This window comes from Streptomyces sp. NPDC026515 (assembly GCF_055567595.1).
On sequence record NZ_JBVHQD010000004.1, the window covers coordinates 502,798 to 524,219 of the forward strand.

A 21,422-nucleotide genomic window follows, 5' to 3' on the forward strand; every position below is an offset into this window, starting at 1 on the left:
CGTGCTCGCCCTGCTCCACACGTCCCCCCTCCACATCCCCGTCTTCGACGCCCTGCGCGACGAGGACCACCCGGGCCTGGAGCTACGACACCACGTGGCACCAAAACTCCTCGCCCGGGCCCGCCGGGAGGGGCCCGAGGCGGTGGCACCCGCGGTCGCGACGGCCCTGGAGCAGGCGGCGACGGACGGCGTACGGGCCGTGCTCTGCACCTGCTCGACGATCGGCGAGGTGGCGGAACGGGCCGCGGACAGGGTCGGTGTCCCGGTGGTCCGGGGCGACCGCCCGATGGCGGCCGCGGCGGTGACATCCGGACCGCGTGTCGCCGTCCTGGCCACGGTCGAGAGCACCCTGGCCCCCACCCTGGCCCTGATCGAGGACGAGGGCCGCCGCGCGGACCGCCCGGTCGCTGCCCGCGCCCAGGTCGTGACGGAGGCCTGGACCCGCTTCGAGGCGGGGGACATCGAGGGATGCGCCCGTCTGGTGGCGGCGGCCGCGGACGCCGTGACCGACGCCGACGTGATCGTCCTGGCCCAGGCGTCGATGACCCCGGCCCAGCGGCTGACGACGACCGCCGTGCCGGTTCTCTCCAGCCCGCGCCCCGGCCTCGCGGCGGCGGCGCGGGCGGCGGGGTGAGTGCGGGAGCCCCGTCCGGGTAGGTGGGAAGTACACCCCAGAGGTGAAGTCGAGCCACTGGCCGGAGGACGCCATGACGAACCCACAGCCCGCCCCGGTACCCCCTGACCCCAGCCCTCCGGACCCCTATCCCAGCCCGGTCCCCACCCCGGAACCACCGCCGGCCCCGGGCCCCGTGCCCACGCCACCGCCGCCGTCCCCCACCCCGACCCCCGTCCCCCCGAACCCGGACCCCACCCCCGTCCCGGAACCGGGCCCACCCCTCACCTGACTCCTCATAAGGGGCGCGGGGAACGGCGCGGATCCGCGAACCTCATAAGGGGCGCGGGGAACGGCGCGGATCCGCGAACCGACCGGCAACCCGAACACCGAGCCCAGCCGCCACGCCGCAGGGGGCGCGGGGAACTGCGCAATCCCGCAGCCCACCCGCACCCACGGCCAACGGCGACTTCCCCCTACGCGTCGACCTCGCTACGGTCCCCGCCCCACAGCGTGTGGAACGCGCCCTCCCGGTCCACCCGCCGGTAGGTGTGCGCCCCGAAGAAGTCCCGCTGCCCCTGCGTGAGCGCCGCGGGCAACCGCTCCGCCCGCAGCGCGTCGTAGTACGCCAGTGCCGCCGAGAAACCGGGCACGGCGACGCCCTCGCGCGTCGCCGCGACGACCACCTCACGCCAGTCGTCCTGCGCCCCGGCGATCTCCCGCGCGAACGTCTCGTCGGACAGCAGGCTCGGCAGGTCCGCCCGCGCGTCGTAGGCCGCCCGGATCCGGTCCAGGAACGCCGCCCGGATGATGCAGCCACCCCGCCAGATCGAGGACACGGCACCGAGGTCGACGTTCCAGTCGTACTCGTCGCTGCCCGCCTGGATCTCGTGGAAGCCCTGCGTGTACGACACGATCTTCGACGCGTACAGCGCCTGCTCCACCCGGTCCGCGAACGCCGCCGCCTCCGCCTCGGACAGCGCCTTCGGCTTCGGACCGGCCAGGTCCCGGGAGGCCGCCCGCAGGTCGGCGTGGCCGGACAGCGAGCGTGCGAAGACCGCCTCGGCGATCCCCGACACCGGCACGCCCAGGTCGAGCGCGATCTGGACGGTCCAGCGGCCGGTGCCCTTCTGCTCGGCCTGGTCCACCACCACGTCCACGAACGGCTTGCCGGTCGACGCGTCCACGTGCGCCAGCACTTCCGCCGTGATCTCGATCAGGTACGAGTCGAGCCGGCCCGTGTTCCAGGTCCGGAAGACTTCGGCGATCTGCGCGGGGGAGTACCCGGCGACGTCCCGCAGCAGCTGGTACGCCTCACCGATCAGCTGCATGTCGGCGTACTCGATGCCGTTGTGGACCATCTTCACGAAGTGCCCGGCGCCGTCGGGACCGATGTGCGTCACACACGGCGCGCCGTCGGCCGCCTTCGCCGAGATCTTCTCCAGCATCGGGCCCAGCGACTCGTACGACTCCTTCGGGCCGCCCGGCATGATGCTCGGCCCGTGCAGCGCGCCCTCCTCGCCGCCGGACACGCCCATGCCCACGAAGTGGATGCCCTGCTCGCGCAGCGCCTTCTCCCGGCGCCGGGTGTCCGCGAAGTGCGCGTTGCCACCGTCGATGATCATGTCGCCGGGCTCCAGGAGCGGTGCGAACTCCTCGATCACCGCGTCCGTCGGGCCGCCGGCCTTGACCATGATGACCAGCCGGCGGGGCCGCTCCAGGGCCTCCACGAACTCCTTGGCGGTCTCGGCCGCGATGAAGTCGCCCTCGTCCCCGAAGTTCTCCACCAGCTCGCGTGTCTTTGACACCGTGCGGTTGTGCAACGCCACCGTGTAGCCGTTGCGCGCGAAGTTCCGGGCGAGGTTGCGGCCCATGACCGCGAGACCCGTGACGCCGATCTGCGCCGAAGTGCTCATACCGCCTGCTCCTCAAAGATCAAGTCGATCCCGTAGAACGTGCAAGGGATGCTGCCGCCGCTCTGCCCGCCAGTATTGCCCAAAGGCCATCCTGACTCGCCGTTCGACCGGCCGCACTTGCAGATACGGACCACAGCCGCCGACGCCTCAGTAGCCTCGCGGGCCGCTTCGCCGACGAGTCGCGCGGGACCCCGGCTGACGGCCGGTCAAGTCGACCTCGGCCCGCGCGGCTTCACGGCGGGACAGCCGTTTCGCCAGGTGCGGGAGGCGGCTGATTGCTGTCTTGTCATGGCCTGTTCGCGGCGCTTACTTTTGGCCTTCCTGACGCGCGTGGCGAGGGGGCATTCAGACATGGCCGAACGCGGGCGGCACCGCCGGTACCAGCCGAACAGGATCAACCGCGCATCGCTCACCGTCACGGCGGGCGGCGCCGGGCTGGCGCTGCCGCTGGCCGCGGCCGGGAGCGCCGACGCGGCGTCCGTGTCCACCTGGGACAAGGTGGCCGCCTGCGAGTCCAGCGGCGACTGGGCCATCAACACCGGCAACGGCTACTACGGCGGACTCCAGTTCACCCAGTCGACCTGGGAGGCCTACGGCGGCACCCGGTACGCGCCGCGTGCCGACCTCGCCACCAAGGACCAGCAGATAGCCGTGGCCGAGAAGGCCCTGGGCGGGCAGGGGCCGGGCGCGTGGCCCGTCTGCTCGGTCCGGGCCGGGCTCACGCGCGGCGGCGCCACACCCGAGGTGCACACCGAGAGCGCCGCCACCCGCCCGGCGAAGAGTTCGGTACGGGACGTAAAGCCGCAGACCACACCGCAGTCCCGGGCCGGCAAGGCCGAGATGTACACGGTGGTGCACGGCGACACGCTGTCCGGGATCGCCGAGGAGCAGGACGTCACCGGCGGCTGGCACCGGCTCTACGCCGCCAACCGCGCGACGGTCGGCGCCGATCCCGACCTGATCCTGCCGGGCCAGCGGCTGACCCTGACCGGCCAGGCGGCCGGGGCCGCGAAGACCGGGCCGGCGGCCAAGAAGTCGACGGCCGGCACCAAGCCCAGGACCAAGCCCAGGTCCAAGCCGGCGGGCGGGACCGAGAAGGCCTCCACGCACAGCGGCCACTCCCTCGTCGCGCCCGTCGACGCCGCGATCGGCACGCCTTACCACGCGTCCGGCTCGCACTGGTCGAAGGGTTACCACACCGGCGTCGACTTCCTGGCGCCCACCGGCAGCTCCGTGCGGGCGGTCGAGACCGGGGAGGTCGTCACGGCCGGGTGGGGCGGTTCGTACGGCTACCAGGTGGTCATCCGGCACGCCGACGGCCGCTACACGCAGTACGGCCACCTTTCGGCCATCTCCGTGCGGGCCGGGCAGCACGTGTCCACGGGGCAGCGCATCGGCCGCTCGGGGTCCACCGGGAACGCCACGGGCCCGCATCTGCACTTCGAGGTGCGGACGGGGCCCGGTTTCGGCACGGACATCGACCCGGTCGCCTATCTCCGGGCCGGCGGCGTCAGGTTTTGACGCGCAGCCGGTGACGGTTGAGTACGGGAGCCGGGAGAACGACGTCGGCCACGGACGTGGTGCGCTGCTGGGGCATCTCGACCAGCCCCGGCCCCGTCCTCCCGGCGTCCACCGGCTCCCTCTCCACCGCACCGCCCGCGGCGAGCCCCGCACCGGCCGGCCCGGTGTGCGCCGGACTCGCCTCGGCCGGCCCGGCCTTCGCGGGACCTGCCCGCACCGGCCCGGCTTCCGCCGGACCGGTCAGGTCCGCCATTTCCGTCAGATCCGTCAGATCCGTCAGTTCGGCCTCCGCCGCACCGCCGACCGCCAGTGCCGCGTCCGCCAGTGCCGCGCCCGTCAGTCCCGCATCCGCGAGACCATCCCCTGCCGGACCCGTCCTGGTCACGGCGGCCGGCGTCAGGTCGCGCTCCTGCGGATCCTTTGGCAGGTCGGATTGGGCCAGGCCTGCCTCCGCCAGTTCGACGAGGGCCTCGATCAGCGGGTCGGGTGAGGTCTCGGGCCGCGGTGCGGTGCCCGCGGGGTGCGGCGTGCTCTCGATGCGTTCGGTCGTCAGCAGGATCAGGCCGCCCACCGCCACCACACCGCAGGCCAGCGCCAGCAGGGTGCCGGTCGTGCCGTAGCGGAACGTCTCGTCGAACATCGTGATGCCGACCGCCGCGGCCAGCACCGGGTTGACCACCGTCAGTGTGGCAAGCGGCGCGGCGAGACCACCGCCGCGGTACGCGGCCTGGGAGATCGTGACGCCGGCGACGGCGTAGACGGCGATCGCGGCCAGCCAGAGCAGGTCGGTCACGGCGATCCCGCCGTCCCAGTCGATCGCCACGACCTTGGTGAAGACGGAGGACATGCCGAAGGCTATGCCGGACGCGACGGCGAGCAGCACGCTGCGCACCGCCGGGTGCCGGTGCGCGGCCCGTCCCGCGGCCATCAGCCCGACGATCGCCGCGCCGGTGACCAGCGCGACCCCGGTCCGGCCGGCGGAGTCCAGGGTGTGGGAGTCGGACGAGCCCACCAGCGAGAGCAGGCCGGCCAGACCCACGGTGGCCATGACGGCCCCCCGCCAGGCGGTCGACCCGGCCCTGCGGCCGACGAACAGGGCCGCCATGGGCAGCGCGAACACGATGGTGAGCGCGCCCAGCGGCTGGACCAGGCTGAGTGGGCCGTAGGCCAGCGCGACGACATGCAGCAGGCCGCCGAGGCCGTTCAGTGCCATCGCCCCCCACCAGCTCGGGCGGCGCAGCGGCGCGTACCGCTCGTCGGGGGAGGTGACCGCGACCTGCTCCTGCACGATCGCTCCGCCGGCGTAGGCGACGGCGGACACGAAGGACAGCAGCACGGACAACGCGAGGGAACTCATGCAGGGCTCCTCTGCGTCAGGCGGATCCGCTGGGCGGTCCCGCACGGTGAACGGTCGGCTTCCATGAGCAACACTGTGCCGGTCCGATCGCTTCCCGTCGTCGTACCTGAGCACCCAATGACTCGTACTACCGATGGAGTAGGGGAGGTCTCCGATCATCCCCAGGGTGGGCATCGGCGGGTGGAGACCGGCGGCGCGCGGATCCTGAGAAGCCTGGTACTACTGCTCTTCGTGGACCTGGACCCCGATCTCGCCGCGCTCCGCCCGCTCGGCGGCTTCTTCGTCCTGCGGACACTCCGATCGGCGGCCGGAGGCCCGGAGGCGATGCGGATCAACGAACTGCCGAGCCTCGCAAAAGCTTACGAGAAAATAACATCGGATGTTTACGAGAATGTCCTGACTTTCCGTGTCGGGGTGGTCTCCGGCCGTCTCCGTGCTCCGGACCTCCGGGTCGCCGCCTCCATCGCCCATCAGGGGCTGGCCGCCCGGCTCTGGTCCGTCGCCCTCGGCTGCGCCGCCCGCTACGGCCGCCTCCCCGACCTGGACCCCGGGCTGCTCCGCTGGGACGCCGGGGCGGGCGCCCCGGACGACCTCCGGCTCACCGAGGTCCGCCCGCTGCCCGGGGATGCCGGACCGGACGCGCTCGCGGACGCCGTCGTACACGGCCATCTCGAACCCCTGGCCGAGGCGGTGCGGGCCCGCTACAACATCGCCGCCGGCCTGCTGTGGGGCAACGCGGCCTCCGCGCTGGCCGGCGCCGCCGGTGAGCTGGAGCGGTGGGCCCGTGCCGACGGCCGCCCCGAGGCCGCGGGGCGTACCCGTGCCGCCGTCGACGCGCTCTTCGGGCACCCCCTGCTCCGCCCCACCGGCATCCGTACGGGCCCGGCCTTCCGGCGGCGGAGCTGCTGTCTCTACTACCGGGTACCGGGCGGCGGGGTCTGCGGTGACTGTTGTTTCACACAACCACCGTGCTCTTCCCCGCGCGCCGCATCTGGGTGACCATGGAACAACCGGCCGTGGAGATCAGGGGGTTGCGGGTGCGAGTGGGACTGCTGACCCGGGAGTACCCTCCGGACGTCTACGGCGGCGCGGGTGTCCATGTCGAGTTCCTCGCCAGGGAACTGAGGCCTCTGGTCGACCTGGAGGTGCACTGCTGGGGCGAGGGCCGCGGGGTGGGTGTCGTCCGGCACCGTCCCTGGTCCGCGCTGGACACCGCCAATGACGCGCTGCGTACCTTCTCCGTGGACCTCGCCATGGCCGCCGGCCTGGAGGGCCGCGAACTCGTGCACTCCCACACCTGGTACGCCAACCTCGCCGGTCATGTGGCCAAGCTGCTGTACGGCGTCCCGCACGTGGTGACCGCGCACTCCCTGGAGCCGCTGCGCCCCTGGAAGGCCGAGCAACTCGGCGGCGGGTACGCCCTGTCGAGCTGGGCCGAACGCAGCGCGATCGAGGCCGCCGACGCGGTGATCGCGGTCTCCGGGGCCATGCGCGCGGACATCCTCGGCTGCTATCCCGCCCTGGACCCGGCGAAGGTGCACGTCGTGCACAACGGCATCGACACCGCCCTCTACCAGCCGGACCGCGGCACCGACGTCCTCGCCAGGACCGGCATCGACGCGGAGCGGCCCTACGTGCTGTTCGTCGGCCGCATCACCCGCCAGAAGGGCGTCCCGCATCTGCTGCGCGCCGTCCGGGACATCGACCCCGGCGTGCAGGTGGTGCTGTGCGCCGGAGCGCCCGACACCCCGGAGATCGACAGGGAGTTCCGGGAGCTGTTCGAGGAGCTGCGCCGGGTCCGCGAGGGCGTGCACTGGATCCCGCAGATGCTGCCGCGCGCGGACGTCATCCAACTCCTCACCCACGCAGCCGTGTTCGCCTGCCCCTCGGTGTACGAACCGCTGGGCATCGTCAACCTGGAGGCGATGGCCTGCGGTACGCCCGTGGTGGCGTCCCGGGTCGGTGGCATCCCGGAGGTCGTCGAGGACGGCAAGACGGGGCTGCTGGTCGATCTCGACGACGACTTCGAGGCGGGCCTGGCCCGGGCGCTGGACGCCGTCGTCGGCGACCGGGAGACGGCGCGGCGGATGGGCGAGGCCGGACGGGAGCGCGCCGTGGGGGAGTTCGGCTGGGACGCGGTGGCCCGGCGCACGGCCGGGCTCTACGGGGAGATCCTCAAGCAGTCGTAACTGGCAGGCCGCTTGTTCGACGTGATCCGGGTACAGGCTTAGCGGGAGTGCTTCGAGGGCAGGCATGGAGCACCAGGGTGAGGGGAGCGGCCATGCGTCGTGGTGGGCCTTCGGTACTCGGGATCGTGCTTGCGGGTGGGGAAGGCAAACGCCTGATGCCCCTGACCGCCGACCGGGCCAAACCAGCTGTCACGTTCGGCGGGACGTACCGTCTGGTCGACTTCGTGCTGTCCAACCTCGTCAACGCGGACGTGCTGCGGATCTGCGTGCTGACCCAGTACAAGTCGCACTCGCTGGACCGGCACATCACCACCACCTGGCGGATGTCCAGCCTGCTCGGCAACTACGTCACCCCGGTCCCGGCCCAGCAGCGGCTCGGCCCGCGCTGGTACCTCGGCAGCGCCGACGCCATCCTGCAGTCCCTCAACCTGGTCCATGACGAACAGCCCGAGTACGTCGCGGTGTTCGGTGCCGACCACGTCTACCGCATGGACCCCCGGCAGATGCTCCAGCAGCACATCGAGAGCGGTGCCGGGGTCACCGTCGCGGGGATCCGCATCCCGCGCGTGGAGTCCTCGTCGTTCGGTGTGATCACCCCGCGTTCGGACGGGCAGACGATCGAGACCTTCCTGGAGAAGCCCGCCGACCCGCCGGGGCTGCCGGACGCCCCGGACTGCGTCTTCGCCTCCATGGGCAACTACCTCTTCACCACCAAGGCCCTCGTCGAGTCCCTGCACCGGGACGCCGAGGACGACGACTCGGTGCACGACATGGGCGGCTCGATACTGCCTCAGCTCACCGCCCGCGGCGAGGCGCAGCTCTACGACTTCGGCACCAACCACATACCCGGCGAGACCAGCCGCGACCGCGGCTACTGGCGGGACGTCGGCACCCTCGACGCGTACTACGACGCGCACATGGACCTGATCGCCGAGCGGCCCGCCTTCAACCTCTTCAACCGCAGCTGGCCCATCTACACGCACTCCAACCAGCTCTCCCCGGCCCGCTTCAACGCCGGCGGCATGGCGAGCGAGTCCATCATCAGCGCCGGCTGCCTGATCCGGGGCCAGGTCACCCGGTCGGTGCTGTCACCGGGCGTGCGCGTCGACCCCGGTGCGGTGGTCCAGGGGTCGATCCTGCACGACAACGTGGTCGTGGGCCGGGGCGCGGTGGTGCGGGGCGCGGTCCTGGACAAGAACGTCGAGGTCCCGCCGGGCGCCACCATCGGCGTCAACCCGGACCGGGACGCGGAGCTGTACACCGTCTCCAAGGGCGGGGTGATCGCCCTCGGGAAGGGGCAACCGGTCTCGTAGCCCTCTTCCCGAAACCGGGCCCGGCGCCGTTCCCGCGCCGGGCCCGACTCGTTGGCCGTCTCGTACCGCCTCGTCCCTTTCTGCGACGCGCTGCGCGTGAAAACCCCCAGGTGCCGGTCTTTGCGGCCTTTCCCCCTCACGATGCAGACAACGACGTCGAAGCTTCGGAGGTCATCCGACATGAGAGGGACCCGGCGCACACGGCTGTGTCTGGCCGGGGTACTGACAGCGTCCGCGCTGCTCACCGCCCCCGCCACAGGAGCCGCCGAACCGACCGACGGCCACCTCGCCGACCTGGTCAACCCCTTCATCGGGACCCAGAACGAGGGCAACACCTTCCCCGGCGCGGCCGTGCCCTTCGGCATGGTGCAGCTCTCCCCGGACACCGGGCACAGCACCGGATACGACTACGCGCAGCACCGGATCCGCGGCTTCTCCCTGGTCCACCTCTCGGGCGTCGGCTGCCGCATCGGCGGCGACCTGCCCGTCCTGCCCACCACCGGGGACGTCACGCAGACGGACTACGCCCGGTACGCGGCCGGGTTCGACCACGCCGACGAGCAGGCGAGCCCCGGCTACTACCGCGTCGGCCTCGACTCCGGTGTCCGCGCCGAGTTGACCGCGACCGCCCGCACCGGCGTCCAGCGCTACACCTTCCCGGCCACCGACAAGGCCAACGTCCTGCTCAACGCGGGCCAGGCGCTGCACAAGCCGGTGCGCAGCGAGGTCGAGATCCTCGACGACCACACCGTCCGTACGAAGATCACGGGCCATGGCTTCTGCCGGGAGACCGCCCCCTACACGGTGTACACGGTCACCCGCTTCAGCCGCCCGTTCACCGCCCACGGCACCTGGAACGGCACCGCGGTCACCCCCGGGGCCCGTACCGGGGCCGACGGCGCCTACGTCCGCTTCGACACCACCCGGGACCGTACCGTCGAGGCGACCACCGCCCTGTCGTACGTCGACGCGCGAGGCGCCGAGGTCAATCTGCGGGCCGAGGGCGGCCGTTCGTTCGACACGGTACGACGGCAGGCCCGGGAGGCCTGGGAGCGGCGGCTCGGGGGCATCCGCGTCCAGGGCGGCTCCCCGACCCTGCGCCGCACCTTCTACTCGTCGCTGTACCGCGCCTTCCTGGCACCCAACGTCGGCGACGACGCGGACGGCCGCTACACCGGCTGGGACCGGAGGATCCACCGCCCCGCCGGGTTCACCTACTACCAGAACTGGTCGCTCTGGGACACCTACCGCACCCAGGCCCAGCTGCTCGCCCTGCTCGCCCCGCGCGAGGCACGGGACATGGCGCTGTCGGTGCTGAAGGTCGACGAGGAGGGCGGCTGGCTGCCCAAGTGGGGCTACGGCCCGGTCGAGACGAACATCATGACCGGCGACCCCGTCACCCCGTTCCTGACCACCGCCTACCAGGCGGGGCTGCTCAAGGGGGACGAGGAGCGGACCTACCGGGCGCTGCGGAAGAACGCCGACGGCGTACCCCCGGCCGCCAACCCGGGCGTCGGCCGCGAGGCCAACGCCGAATACCTCGCCGGCGGCTTCGCGCCCTACGCCAAGGGCCGCCCGCACACCAAGGTCGGCGACTCCGACTACGACCACGGCGCCTCGGTCACCCTCGAGTACGCGCTGTCCGACGCGATGCTCGCCCAGATGGCCCGGAACCTCGGCCACGGCGCGGACGCGGCCCGTTATGCCACCAGGGCCCAGAACTACCGCAACGTCTTCGACCCCTCCACCGGCTTCTTCCGTGCCCGTGACGCCTCCGGCGCCTTCACCGGCGACCCCGACCCGGGCCGCGGCATCGGCTTCCACGAGGGCACCGCCTGGCAGTACCAGTGGCTGGTCCCGCAGGACCTGCCGGGTGTGATCTCCCTCATCGGCGGCGAGCACGCCGCCAACCGGCGGCTCGACTCCTTCTTCGCCTACGACCAGCTCCTCGCCGACCCGGAGAAGACCGCGCGCGAGGTGTGGGTGCACGGCAACGCCTATGACTACTACCACGCGGCCGTCTACAACCCCATGAACGAGCCCGACCTCACTGCCCCGTACACCTACCTCTCCACCGGCCAGCCCTGGAAGACCACCGACGTGGTGCACGCGGCGCTCACCCTCTTCACCGACGGGCCGACCGGGATGACCGGCAACGACGACCTCGGCACCATGTCCGCCTGGAACGTGCTGTCGTCCATCGGCCTCTTCCCCGTCCAGCCGGGATACGGCACGTGGGGTCTGTCGACGCCTGTCTTCGACCGGGCCGACGTCCGCCTGGACCGCCGCTACTGGCCGAGCGGCGGCTTCACGGTGACCGCGCCCGGCACCTCGGCCGCCGACCGGTACGTGCAGACCGCCCGGATCGACGGATCCGGCTACGGCCGGACCTATCTGACGAACGGTTCACTGCGCACCCTGCGCTCGCTGGCGTTCACGGTCGGCCCGCGCCCGTCAGAGTGGGGTACGTCACCCCAGGCGGCGCCGCCGGCGCTGAGGTGACCTCAGGTTTCCCATGAGTCCCGCCTCTTTGCGGGGAGGCGGGGCTTAATCTGCTGTTAACTGTGTGTAGCGTGATCGTACTTGACCGTAATCAGGTGTCGGCGTTTGACTGCTGATTCCCCCTCCGTCGACGCGAGGCACCCTTCGTGATGACTGCGACTGCTGACCTGCTGGCCCCTCTCGATCTGGCGTTCTGGAACATCGAGTCCGACCGCCATCCGATGCACCTCGGCGCGCTGGGCGTCTTCTCGGCGCACTCGCCGACCGCCGGCGCCCACGCGGCCGACCTGCTCGCGGCCCGTGCCGCCGCCGTGCCCGGACTGCGCATGCGCATCAAGGACGTCTGGCAGCCGCTCGCGTTCGGCGGCGCCGCCCGCGAGAGCGCCCCGGACTTCGATCCCCTCGACCACGTCCGGCTGCACGCCCCGACCGACGACTTCCAGGCCGTCGCCGGCCGGCTGATGCAACGGCCGCTGGAGCGCGGCCGGCCCCCGTGGGAGGCGCATGTACTGCCGGGCGAGGACGGGGTCTCCTTCGCGGTGCTGTTCAAGTTCCACCACGCCCTCGCCGACGGGCTGCGCGCCCTCAAGCTGGCCGCCGGCGTCATGGACCCGCTCGACCTGCCCGAGCGTGCCCCCCGCCCGATCGAGGCACCGCGCACGCTGCCGGCGCTGCCGGACCTGCGCAAGGTGCCCGAGCTGGTGCGCGGCGCGCTCTCGGACGTCGGCCGGGCCCTGGACATCGGCGCGTCCGTCGCCCTGTCCGCCCTCGGGGTGAGCTCCTCCGCCGCACTGCGGTCCGAGCCCACCGGCACCCGCAGCATCGCCGGCGTCGACCTCGACATCGACGATGTGCACCGGGTCCGCAAGGCCGTCGGCGGCACCGTCAACGACGTGCTCATCGCCGTCGTCGCCGGCGCGCTGCGCCGCTGGCTGGAGGAGCGCGGCGACCCCACCCAGGGTGTCGCCCCGCGCGCGCTGATCCCGGTCTCCAAGCGCCGTCCGCGCACCTCCACCCCACAGGGCAACCGGCTCTCCGGCTACCTGATACGGCTTCCGGTCGACAACCCCGACCCGCTCGCCCGCCTCGACCGCGTCCGCACGGCGATGGTCCGCAACAAGGACGCCGGCCCCAACCGGGGCGCCGGTGCCGTCGCGCTGCTCGCCGACCACGTGCCCGCCCTCGGGCACCGGCTCGGCGGACCGCTCGTCGGCCAGGCGGCCCGGCTCTGGTTCGACATCCTGGTCACCAGCGTGCCGCTGCCCGGCCTCGGCCTGCGCCTGGGCGGTCACCCGCTGACGGCCGTCTACCCGCTGGCCCCGCTCGCGCCCGGCCAGTCCCTCGCGGTCGCCATCTCCACCTACCGCAACCAGGTCCACTACGGCCTTGTCGCGGACGCGGCGGCCGTCCCGGACCTCGACGTGCTGGCCCGCGCGGTGACCGACGAGGTCGACTCGCTGATCTCGGTCTGCGATCCATGATGCGGTCGGGTTTGGAGGTAGGGCCCGGCGCTCCGTAAAATCCCCTGTTCGAAAGCGGGCGCGAGTCGGAGCGCCGCTGGTGGATCAGGGAAGCGGCAGCGCGATGACGGTGACACAGGACGGCCCGACGGCCGAGGACCAGGTGGTCTACGGCCCGGGCATCGACCCGGAGCGGCTCGCCGTCTGCCTCAGCGTGCTCGACGAGCTGGACGAGCTGGACGTCGACCACCCGGACGCCATCGCGGTGCGCCGGGCCACGGCGGGCGTCTACCGCACGGTCAAGCAGCGCCGCCGCCAGGAGCGCCGGGCCGCCAAGACCGCGCACGACAAGGCGGTCACCGAGGCCACCGCGACCGGCTCCGCCCAGCGCATCGACGACGAGACCGAGGGCCTGCTGCCCTCCTCGCGGACCGAGGAGGGCAGGATCGCGGGGATACTCCAGCGCCCGCGCTCCTGCTACACCTGCAAGAGCCGCTACGTCGAGGTCGACTACTTCTACCACCAGCTCTGTCCGGACTGCGCCGCCCTGAACCGCGCCAAGCGGGACGTCCGCGCCGACCTGAGCGGCAAGCGAGCCCTGCTCACCGGCGGCCGCGCCAAGATCGGCATGTACATCGCGCTGCGGCTGCTGCGGGACGGCGCGCACACCACGATCACCACGCGCTTCCCGAAGGACGCCATCCGCCGCTTCAAGGCGATGGAGGACTCCGCGGACTGGCTGCACCGCCTGGAGGTCGTCGGCATCGACCTGCGCGACCCGGCCCAGGCCGTCGCCCTGGCGGAGCAGGTCGCCGCGGCGGGCCCGCTCGACATCCTGATCAACAACGCGACCCAGACCGTACGCCGGCTGCCCTCGGCCTACGCGGCCCTGGTCGAGGGCGAGAGCGCCCCGCTGCCCGCCGGTGAACTCCCCGCCCACCAGGTCATCGGCGCCTTCAACTCCGGTGCCGTGGACGGCCTCGCCGCGCTGCCGCTCGGCACCAGCGGGCTCGACGCCCAGCAGGTCGCCGATCTCGCGCTGGTCGCGGGCAATGCCAGCGTCGCCCGGCACCTCGACGGCACCGCCATCGACGCGGGCGGTCTCGTCCCGGACGTCGTCGACTCCAACACCTGGGTGCAGACCATCGACCAGATCTCCCCGGTCGAGCTCCTGGAGACCCAGCTCTGCAACTACACCTCGCCGTTCATTCTGATCAGCGCGCTGCGGCCGGCCATGGCCGCGGCGGCGAAGCGGGCGGCGCGCGGACGGGCGTACGTCGTCAACGTCTCCGCGATGGAAGGCGTCTTCGGCCGCGGCTACAAGGGCGCCGGGCACCCGAACACCAACGCGGCCAAGGCCGCCATGAACATGGTCACCCGGACCAGCGCGGTGGAGATGTTCGAGACCGACGGAATCCTGATGACCTCCGTGGACACCGGCTGGATCACCGACGAGCGCCCGCACTACGACAAGCTGCGCCTGGCCGAGGCCGGCTTCCACGCGCCGCTCGACCTGATCGACGGCGCGGCCCGGGTCTACGACCCGGTCGTGCGCGGCGAGCAGGGCGAGGACGTGTACGGGGTCTTCCTGAAGGACTACGAGCCGGGCAAGTGGTAAGCCCCGCTTGACCGTCGTCGGCGCCCTGCGACCGGGTTCCGGGGGGCGTCGGGCGGGCGCGGGCCGTGCGGGAGGGGGCTGGTCGCGCGGTTCCCCGCGCCCCTGGGGGCCGTGCGGCGGATCATGCCGCGGACGCGGGGTCTGCCATGCCTCCCCCGGAGGGGGACCACCATCCGCCGGACTGGCGCTAGGCCGACGTGCGTGCCGCTCGTACCCGGGTTCCGCCGTCGACGACCAGGTCGGCTCCGGTCACCCATCCCGCGGCGTCCGAGCACAGCCACAGCACCGCCCCGGCCACGTCCTCCGGCTCCCCGATCCGCCCCATCGGCAGCCCTTCCGCGATCTCGCGCTCACGCGGTTCCCACATGAACCGGGCCATCTCCGTGCGTACCAGGCCCGGGGAGACCGAGTTGACCCGGACCCGGGGGGCCAGTTCGCCCGCCAGCTGCTGGGTCAGGTGCAGCAGGGCCGCCTTGCTGGTGCCGTAGGCGCCCACGTCGGGGCCGACGTGGGCCGCGCCCTCCGTGCAGATGTTGACCACCGACCCGCCGTGCTCCCGCATCCAGCCGCGCCACGCGCACTGCGTGAGCCGCAGCGGTGCCTCCACGTTGACCGCGAACGCCTCCCGCCACAGGCCCAGGTCGGCGTCCATGAGCGGGCCGTACGGGCGGTTGGTCGCCGCGTTGTTGACGAGGATGTCCAGCCGCCCGAACTCGGTCAGCGCCAGCCGGGTCAGCTCCCGGGCGTGCTGCGGCTCGGCGACGCTGCCGGCCAGGCCGGTCCCGCCCAGCTCCGCGGCCGTACGCCGGACCTCGGCCGTGTCCCGCGCGCTCACGCACACCAGCGCCCCGGCCGCCGAGAGCGCCCCGGCGACCGCACGCCCGATCCCGCGGGTGCCGCCGGTGACGACGGCCGCCCTGCCCCTGAGCCCGTACGACGTCATCGCCGTACCGTCTCATGACGAGCCGTCAGTCGACAGCCCCGAGGCGGGAGTTGCGGGTGGCGACCAGTTCGAGGACGGTCCGCCAGTCCTCCAGGACGCCCGCGTCGAACCCCGTGGAGCGGCTCTCCTCGTCGGCCTGCCGAAGCCGCAGCACGTCGTCGTCGGCGGGGGCGCCGTCCCCGCGTACCAGGCGGTAGACGCGCTCCCCGAGCAGGCGCCGTACCGCCTGTGCGGCGCCGTCGGCGTGGCCCAGGAGTTCCACGATGCCGTGCACCAGGCCCGCGACCTGGAGTTCCTTGTCGGCGGGGCGGCCGCGACGCAGCAGCGCCGCGGTGCGCAGGGCGCGCTGGTGACGGCAGGCGTACAGCAGATCCATCAGCTCCTCGACGCTGCGCAGCTCCATGCGTCAGTCCTTCCGCGAGACAGCCGTTGTCCTGCGCCATCGGATCATGTCGAGTTTTCGACCCGGCCAACGCAACCTGAACTGCGCAGCCGGTGAGGGCGGCGGAACTTACTCGTTCGGTCATATGTTCGAGTCCCTAGGTCGAGCGGGTGGGACATGAACGGTGCATCATGTTACGAAAAGGTGTATTTGCGGGCGAGGGGAGCACGGAGCGACTCGCGATAGTTACACCTTGTTTGCACTCCCTATCGAGCGGGGCTGCGCTCATTTGGTTAATCTAGAGAGGACGGGCAGCAGCAAGGGGTCCCACCCACACCCACGGTCCGTCCCGGGACGAGCTGGTCGACAACGGCCTGCTCCCTTGTGAGTTACCGGCGCCACCGCGTCCGAACCTGCTTTCCATCCAGACCCGAGCGGGCGCCAAGCACCGGAACGCAGACCGTCCGGCACGCCCCGAGGGTGACCGACACATAAGGAGTGCGCGGTGACACCGGAGAAGACGAATATCGAGCAGCGCCCCAAGGAACGCACGGAGCGCTCGGGCAGGCGGCCCGGACAGCTCGGCAGCCTCGACGTGTGGGCCCGGTCCGCCCCGATCCGCCTCGCGGGTTACGAGGAGGACCTCGCCGAGCCCCACATCCTGCCGAGCGTGGACTGACCTCCGGCCGGTGATCCGCGATCGCCGACGCATGGGCGTGCGAGACTCACGCCCATGCCGATCAGAGCAGCAACCGCGGCCGACTGGCCGCAGATCTGGCCCTTCTGGCACCGGATCGTCGCCGCCGCCGAGACGTACGGCTGGGACCCCGACACTTCGGAGGAGGCGGCCCGCGCCCTGTGGATGAGCCCGGCGAAACGTGTCTACGTCGCCGAGGACGCCACCGGAGCCGTCGTCGGCTCCGCCTACCTCACCCCCAACTACGGCGGACCCGCCGCGGGCGTCGCCAACGCCGGTTTCATGGTCGACCCCGACCGGGCGGGCCAGGGCATCGGGCGGGCCCTGGCGGAACACGTCCTGGCCGAGGCCCGTGCGCACGGCTACCGGTCCATGGTGTTCAACGCCGTCGTCGAGACCAACCCCGCCGTCGCCCTGTGGACCTCTCTCGGCTTCACGGTCATCGGCACGGTCCCGGAAGCCTTCGACCATCCCCGGCACGGACCGGTCGGCCTGCACATCATGTACCGCGCGCTCTGAGCACGGTCACGCCACGAGTGCCGCGGGCGCGCTCCCGGGCCGGGGCGCACGGCGCGACCCCGCCGACCGTACCGGCGCGCTCGGCGACCGGCGCGGCCCGGGCGCGGTCCTCGCAGCGGCGGCCCGTGACGCCCGCCACCGCCGGGGAGGCGGCCGGCGGGCCCTCTAGCCGACGGGCGCGGTGCGCTGCCAGGGGCGCAGGGTCTCCAGCGTCCTGGCCACGGCCAGCAGGACCGCCTCCGAGCCCGGCCGCCCCACCAGCTGTACCGCGCACGGAGCGCCCGACGGCAGCGTGCCGAACGGCACCGACATCGCCGGCCAGCCGGTGAGGTTCCAGGCCGGGGTCAGCGGCGAGTAGGTGGAGCCGGCCAACGCGTTGCGCAGCCAGCCCCGCTCGTGCCAGGGGGCCGCCCGCGGGGCGCGGCGGGCCAGCGCCGGGGTGAGCAGTACGTCGTACTCGGCGAAGAACGGCGTCAGCCGGGCGCGCAGCCGGTCGCGGGAGTCGCTCACCCGGACCCCGTTCAGGAACCGGCGGCCGATCGCCGCGTGCACCCGGGTCCGCCGGGTCAGCAGCGCCGGGTCCAGATCGGCCGCGTCCACGGCCGTCCCCGCCGTCCAGTGCCGCAGCGCGGTGACGCCGATCGACGCCGGGTACGGCGGCTCCGCCCGCCGCACCTGGTGCCCGGCGGCCGCCAGCAGTCCGGCCGCCTGCGCCACCGCGTTCGTATACGGCCTGCTCACGGTCGTCCCGGCCAGCGGGCTGCGCCGCGAGAAGGCGATCTTCAGCGCGGTGCCGTCCGTGGTGCTCCCGAACTCCTGGTCGGCGAGGACCGAGAGCATCAGCCGGACGTCCTCGACGGAGGTGGCCAGCGGCCCGTTCTCCGACATGCCGAACCAGTCGCCGTGGCCGATCCCGGCCGGGACCACCCCGAACCCCGGCTTGATGGTGACCAGACCGCAGTTGGCCGCCGGGATGCGCAGCGAGCCCATGCCGTCGTTGCCGAGGGCGATCGGCGCCAGCCCGGCGGCGACCGCGGCCGCGCTGCCGCCCGAGGAGCCGCCCGCGCTGCGCAGCGTGTCCCACGGGTTGCGGGAGATGCCGTGGATCCCGTCGGTCGTCCCGAAGACGCACAGCTCGGGCACGTTCGTCAGCCCCACGACCACCGCGCCCGCCGCCCGCAGCCGGGCCACGGTGGCATGGTCGGCGTCGGCGGGCGTGTCCGGTGTCGCCGCCGAACCGTCCAGATGCGCCTCGCCACGCACCGCCAGATTGTCCTTCACGGCCAACGGGACACCGGCCAGCGGGAGTTCGTCCAGATCGGCGCGGGCGGCGACCGCGTCCGCCTCGGCGAGCGCCGCTTCGGCCCGGACCTTACGGAACGCGCCGATCCGTCCGTCCAGCCGTGCGATCCGCTCCAGGTGCTCGGCCACCACCTCCCGGGGGGAGGCCCGCTTCTCCCGTACGGCGGCGGCGATTTCGGCGGCGGTCCGGCCGACCCAGCTGGTCACGGGCGCTCCTGAAGGTACGAGAGAGAGGGGGCATACTCGTCGGTACGAAAGGGCACTCTGCCGCGCCGCGGCCTTCCCGTCGAGAGCGTGCGGCGCCGGAGCCGCGGGTGAGGTGTGCTCCGCGACCGCCTCTGATGCATGGTCGGTTCCCGCATGTCATCGGATCACTTTCTCGATTCCTGCACGTGCATGCCCCATTGACAGGCTTCTGGGCCCGCTCAATCATCAGACATCCGATGAATGGAGCCGCGCATGAGCATGTCTCCCTATCCACGACGTCAGGTGCTGGGGGCCGCCGCGGGCGTTGCCGCAGGGGCCGCCCTGCCGCTCGCCGCGACCACCCCGGCCCACGCCACCGGGCCTGCCGACTCCCGTGGCGCGGGCGCGTCGGCCGGTGCGCCGGCCGCGTCCTCATGGGTCCCCGTCCCCGCTCCGGTCCCCGTACCCCTCGACTCCCTCTACGACAACGACGGCATCGACACCGCCGACGCCCGGGGAGGTGACTTCGACGGCTCCGGCTACACGTTCCCGGGCGAGGAACTCCCGGCCGGCCGGGTCGAGGTCGACGGCATCCCCTTCGACTTCCCCGCCGCGACGGCGGGCGCCAAGAACAACGTTGTCGCCCTCGGCCAGCGCGTCGACCTCCCCAAGGGCCACTACCTGTCGGCCGTCTTCCTCACCGCCGGCAGTTACGGCAACGCCGCCGGCCGGGCCACCGTCCACTACGCCGACGGCACGACCACCACCGCCGGTCTGAGCGGCAGCGACTGGTACGCGGTGGGCGGTCCGCTGGCGGCGCCGTACCGCTACCAGCCGGACGGCGGCAAGGACCAGCACACCGTCGGGATCGGCACCTGCGAGGTGTGGATCGACCCGCAGCGCGAGGCCGTCGCCCTCACCCTGCCGGTCACCGGCCCGGCCGAGGCCGGCAAGGCCGCCCTGCACGTCTTCGCCCTCTCCCTCCAGCCCGTCGCCCAGGGACGGGCGCTGGCCCTGCGCGACGCCCACTCCACCGCCTCCCTGCTGGACGCCACCGGCGCTCAGAGCGTCGAGGCCACCGTCGTCAACGCGGGCACCGTCGCGATCCTGGCCCGCGACGCGGTGTCCGTGCGCGTCGACGTCCCCGGTGCCCGTACCGTCGAGCCCGCCCGCGTCCGCCGCCTCGACCCCGGCGAACAGGCCCGCGTCCGGATCGGCATCCGCAGCCGCACCGGCACCGCACCCGGAACCGAGCGGGACGGCACGGTCAGCGTGCACGGCCGCGGCGCCCAAGTGACCTCCAGCCGCCGCACCCTGACGCTCGGCACCGCCGACTACGAGCCCACCGAGACCTCGTTGGCCGGTCACCGGGCGCCGTACTGGTTCAACGAGGCCAAGTTCGGCATCTTCATCCACTGGGGCGTCTACTCGGTGCCCGCGTGGGCGCCGGTCGGAGTGCAGTACGCCGAGTGGTACTGGGACCAGATGCAGGACCCGGGCAACCCCACCTACGCCTACCACCGGGACACCTACGGCGAGGACTTCGCCTACGACGACTTCATCCCGCGCTTCACCGCCGAGAAGTTCGACCCGCGGGCGTGGGTCGAGCTGTTCCGGGACGCCGGAGCCCAGTACCACGTGCTGACCTCCAAGCACCACGAGGGCTTCGCGCTGTGGGACACCAAGGTCTCCGACCGCAATGCCGTGCGGATGGGCCCCAGACGGGACCTGGTCAAGGAGCTGTTCGAGGCGTCCCGCCGGTACACGCCCGAACTCCACCGCGGCCTGTACTTCTCCATGCCCGAGTGGTTCAACCCCGACAGCCCCTGGATGGGCCACGCCCCGCGCAACCCGTACACGCTGGACCCGCTGCCGTACACCGGATACACCGCGGGCAAGGACTACGTGCGGGACTTCCAGGCCCCGCAGATGCTCGAACTGGTCCACGGCTACGACCCGGAGATCATCTGGTGCGACATCGGCGGCGCGAACGACAGCGTCCACGTCCTCGCCGAGTACTTCAACCACGCCAAGAACCGGGCCCGTCCGGTCGACGTGACCGTCAACGACCGCTCGGGCATCGGCTTCCACGACTTCACCACGCCCGAGTACACGACGTACGCCGACACGGTCGTCGCCAAGTGGGAGGCCAGCCGCGGCCTCGACCCGCGCAGCTACGGCTACAACCGGGCCACCCCCGACGACGCCTACATGACCACCGAGGAGGTCGTGCACAGCCTGGTCGACATCGTCTCCAAGAACGGCAACTTCCTGCTCGACATCGGCCCCCGCGCCGACGGCACCATACCGGAGATCATGCAGACCCGGCTGCGGGAGACCGGCGCCTGGCTCGCGGTCAACGGCGAGGCGATCCACGGCACCACCTACTGGTCGCGCATGGCCCAGCTCGGCGAGGACCTGCGGTTCACCGTCCGCCCGGACGAGGCCTTCTACATCCACTCGCTGACCCGGCCCGGCGCCAAGCTCACCGTCGAGGCACCGGTACCGGTCAGGGCCGGCGACAAGGTGACCATGCTCGGCCACCACCGGCCGCTGACCTGGACCGTCACCGGCGGAGCACTGGTGATCGACGTGCCCGAGCCGGCCCGGCGGGCGGGACAGCACGTGTGGGTGTTCAAGGTGGAGTGGCAGGGCTGAGGCACGGAGAGGGCGGCCGCGGCTTTCCGGGGTCGCGGCCGCCCCGCCCCCGCCCGGGTCCGTGCTGTCCCGGCCGGCGGTCTCGGGCGTGTTGCGAAGGTCCCGTCTGCCGTGCGACGCGATGCACGCAATCTCGCCGCACCGGGCGAAAGCCCGAGTACATCCCGTACGAGGACTTCCGCCCGGCACGACGGGAGCACGCACCTGACGCCGCACGGCCCGCCCTTCGGGCGAACGACGGGACTT

General features: G+C 72.5%; 16 protein-coding genes. 11 read left to right on the top strand and 5 right to left on the bottom strand.

Translation table 11 applies throughout. From position 1 onward, the window contains the following. Position 1 precedes the first annotated feature (1 nt). Complete coding sequence (locus ACZ4O3_RS10750) at positions 2-634, top strand: aspartate/glutamate racemase family protein (protein ID WP_467721903.1); 633 nt, start codon at positions 2-4, stop codon at positions 632-634. A 455-nt stretch (positions 635-1,089) separates the two neighbouring features. Here the strand turns inward: ACZ4O3_RS10750 and gndA are convergent, their stop codons facing one another. Then, positions 1,090-2,529, bottom strand: coding sequence for an NADP-dependent phosphogluconate dehydrogenase (gene gndA, locus ACZ4O3_RS10755; protein WP_467721904.1), 1,440 nt, complete (start codon positions 2,527-2,529; stop codon positions 1,090-1,092). 351 nt (positions 2,530-2,880) lie between these two features. On the opposite strand from gndA, the gene ACZ4O3_RS10760 reads away from it, so the two are divergent. Then, positions 2,881-4,050: a transglycosylase family protein gene (locus ACZ4O3_RS10760; RefSeq protein WP_467721905.1), complete on the top strand. Its 1,170-nt coding sequence runs from the start codon at positions 2,881-2,883 to the stop codon at positions 4,048-4,050. On the opposite strand, the gene ACZ4O3_RS10765 is transcribed toward ACZ4O3_RS10760, so the two are convergent. Next, positions 4,040-5,407, bottom strand: a complete 1,368-nt coding sequence (locus ACZ4O3_RS10765) for a DMT family transporter (RefSeq protein WP_467721906.1) — start codon at positions 5,405-5,407, stop codon at positions 4,040-4,042. The genes ACZ4O3_RS10760 and ACZ4O3_RS10765 overlap by 11 nt on opposite strands. A 213-nt stretch (positions 5,408-5,620) precedes the next feature. On the opposite strand from ACZ4O3_RS10765, the gene ACZ4O3_RS10770 reads away from it, so the two are divergent. The 6 genes from ACZ4O3_RS10770 to ACZ4O3_RS10795 all read left to right on the top strand — a co-directional run bounded on the left by ACZ4O3_RS10770 (position 5,621) and on the right by ACZ4O3_RS10795 (position 14,489). Beyond that, positions 5,621-6,406: a (2Fe-2S)-binding protein gene (locus ACZ4O3_RS10770; RefSeq protein ID WP_362721861.1), complete on the top strand. Its 786-nt coding sequence runs from the start codon at positions 5,621-5,623 to the stop codon at positions 6,404-6,406. A gap of 38 nt (positions 6,407-6,444) precedes the next feature. Next, positions 6,445-7,596 (top strand): glycogen synthase, encoded by a 1,152-nt coding sequence (glgA, locus tag ACZ4O3_RS10775; RefSeq protein ID WP_362721858.1) that lies wholly within the window; start codon positions 6,445-6,447, stop codon positions 7,594-7,596. Positions 7,597-7,688: 92 nt separating this feature from the next. Continuing rightward, a complete protein-coding gene (gene glgC / locus ACZ4O3_RS10780) occupies positions 7,689-8,909 on the top strand; it encodes a glucose-1-phosphate adenylyltransferase (RefSeq protein ID WP_362721848.1) in 1,221 nt (406 codons plus the stop codon). 180 nt (positions 8,910-9,089) lie between these two features. Next, positions 9,090-11,411, top strand: coding sequence for a GH92 family glycosyl hydrolase (locus ACZ4O3_RS10785; RefSeq protein WP_362721845.1), 2,322 nt, complete (start codon positions 9,090-9,092; stop codon positions 11,409-11,411). A gap of 149 nt (positions 11,412-11,560) precedes the next feature. Continuing rightward, on the top strand, positions 11,561-12,892 hold the full coding sequence (locus ACZ4O3_RS10790; RefSeq protein WP_467721907.1) for a wax ester/triacylglycerol synthase family O-acyltransferase: 1,332 nt from the start codon (positions 11,561-11,563) through the stop codon (positions 12,890-12,892). A 103-nt stretch (positions 12,893-12,995) separates the two neighbouring features. After that, complete coding sequence (locus tag ACZ4O3_RS10795; protein WP_384996315.1) at positions 12,996-14,489, top strand: SDR family NAD(P)-dependent oxidoreductase; 1,494 nt, start codon at positions 12,996-12,998, stop codon at positions 14,487-14,489. Positions 14,490-14,676: 187 nt separating this feature from the next. Here ACZ4O3_RS10795 and ACZ4O3_RS10800 read toward each other — a convergent pair whose 3' ends face one another. Both ACZ4O3_RS10800 and ACZ4O3_RS10805 read right to left on the bottom strand, forming a co-directional pair. Next, on the bottom strand, positions 14,677-15,432 hold the full coding sequence (locus ACZ4O3_RS10800) for an SDR family oxidoreductase (RefSeq protein WP_467721908.1): 756 nt from the start codon (positions 15,430-15,432) through the stop codon (positions 14,677-14,679). Between the two features lie 25 nt (positions 15,433-15,457). Beyond that, a complete protein-coding gene (locus tag ACZ4O3_RS10805; RefSeq protein WP_362732400.1) occupies positions 15,458-15,835 on the bottom strand; it encodes a hypothetical protein in 378 nt (125 codons plus the stop codon). A gap of 484 nt (positions 15,836-16,319) precedes the next feature. On the opposite strand from ACZ4O3_RS10805, the gene ACZ4O3_RS10810 reads away from it, so the two are divergent. After that, the gene (locus ACZ4O3_RS10810) at positions 16,320-16,493 is read left to right on the top strand and encodes a hypothetical protein (RefSeq protein ID WP_362732398.1); all 174 of its coding nucleotides are present in this window, start codon (positions 16,320-16,322) and stop codon (positions 16,491-16,493) included. 54 nt (positions 16,494-16,547) lie between these two features. Next, positions 16,548-17,030: a GNAT family N-acetyltransferase gene (locus ACZ4O3_RS10815; protein WP_467721909.1), complete on the top strand. Its 483-nt coding sequence runs from the start codon at positions 16,548-16,550 to the stop codon at positions 17,028-17,030. 165 nt (positions 17,031-17,195) lie between these two features. On the opposite strand, the gene ACZ4O3_RS10820 is transcribed toward ACZ4O3_RS10815, so the two are convergent. Continuing rightward, positions 17,196-18,539 (bottom strand): amidase, encoded by a 1,344-nt coding sequence (locus ACZ4O3_RS10820; RefSeq protein ID WP_467721910.1) that lies wholly within the window; start codon positions 18,537-18,539, stop codon positions 17,196-17,198. Between the two features lie 258 nt (positions 18,540-18,797). On the opposite strand from ACZ4O3_RS10820, the gene ACZ4O3_RS10825 reads away from it, so the two are divergent. Next, the gene (locus tag ACZ4O3_RS10825; RefSeq protein ID WP_467721921.1) at positions 18,798-21,176 is read left to right on the top strand and encodes an alpha-L-fucosidase; all 2,379 of its coding nucleotides are present in this window, start codon (positions 18,798-18,800) and stop codon (positions 21,174-21,176) included. The last annotated feature ends 246 nt before the right edge of the window (positions 21,177-21,422 follow it).

Excerpts from the sequence above, each read along its gene's own strand:
- gndA (WP_467721904.1), bottom strand. The coding sequence starts at position 2,529 with ATGAGCACTTCGGCGCAGATCGGCGTCACGGGTCTCGCGGTCATGGGC.
- ACZ4O3_RS10760 (WP_467721905.1), top strand. The coding sequence starts at position 2,881 with ATGGCCGAACGCGGGCGGCACCGCCGGTACCAGCCGAACAGGATCAAC.
- ACZ4O3_RS10765 (WP_467721906.1), bottom strand. The coding sequence starts at position 5,407 with ATGAGTTCCCTCGCGTTGTCCGTGCTGCTGTCCTTCGTGTCCGCCGTC.
- glgC (WP_362721848.1), top strand. The coding sequence starts at position 7,689 with ATGCGTCGTGGTGGGCCTTCGGTACTCGGGATCGTGCTTGCGGGTGGG.
- ACZ4O3_RS10785 (WP_362721845.1), top strand. The coding sequence starts at position 9,090 with ATGAGAGGGACCCGGCGCACACGGCTGTGTCTGGCCGGGGTACTGACA.
- ACZ4O3_RS10790 (WP_467721907.1), top strand. The coding sequence starts at position 11,561 with ATGACTGCGACTGCTGACCTGCTGGCCCCTCTCGATCTGGCGTTCTGG.
- ACZ4O3_RS10795 (WP_384996315.1), top strand. The coding sequence starts at position 12,996 with ATGACGGTGACACAGGACGGCCCGACGGCCGAGGACCAGGTGGTCTAC.
- ACZ4O3_RS10800 (WP_467721908.1), bottom strand. The coding sequence starts at position 15,432 with ATGACGTCGTACGGGCTCAGGGGCAGGGCGGCCGTCGTCACCGGCGGC.
- ACZ4O3_RS10805 (WP_362732400.1), bottom strand. The coding sequence starts at position 15,835 with ATGGAGCTGCGCAGCGTCGAGGAGCTGATGGATCTGCTGTACGCCTGC.
- ACZ4O3_RS10815 (WP_467721909.1), top strand. The coding sequence starts at position 16,548 with ATGCCGATCAGAGCAGCAACCGCGGCCGACTGGCCGCAGATCTGGCCC.
- ACZ4O3_RS10825 (WP_467721921.1), top strand. The coding sequence starts at position 18,798 with ATGTCTCCCTATCCACGACGTCAGGTGCTGGGGGCCGCCGCGGGCGTT.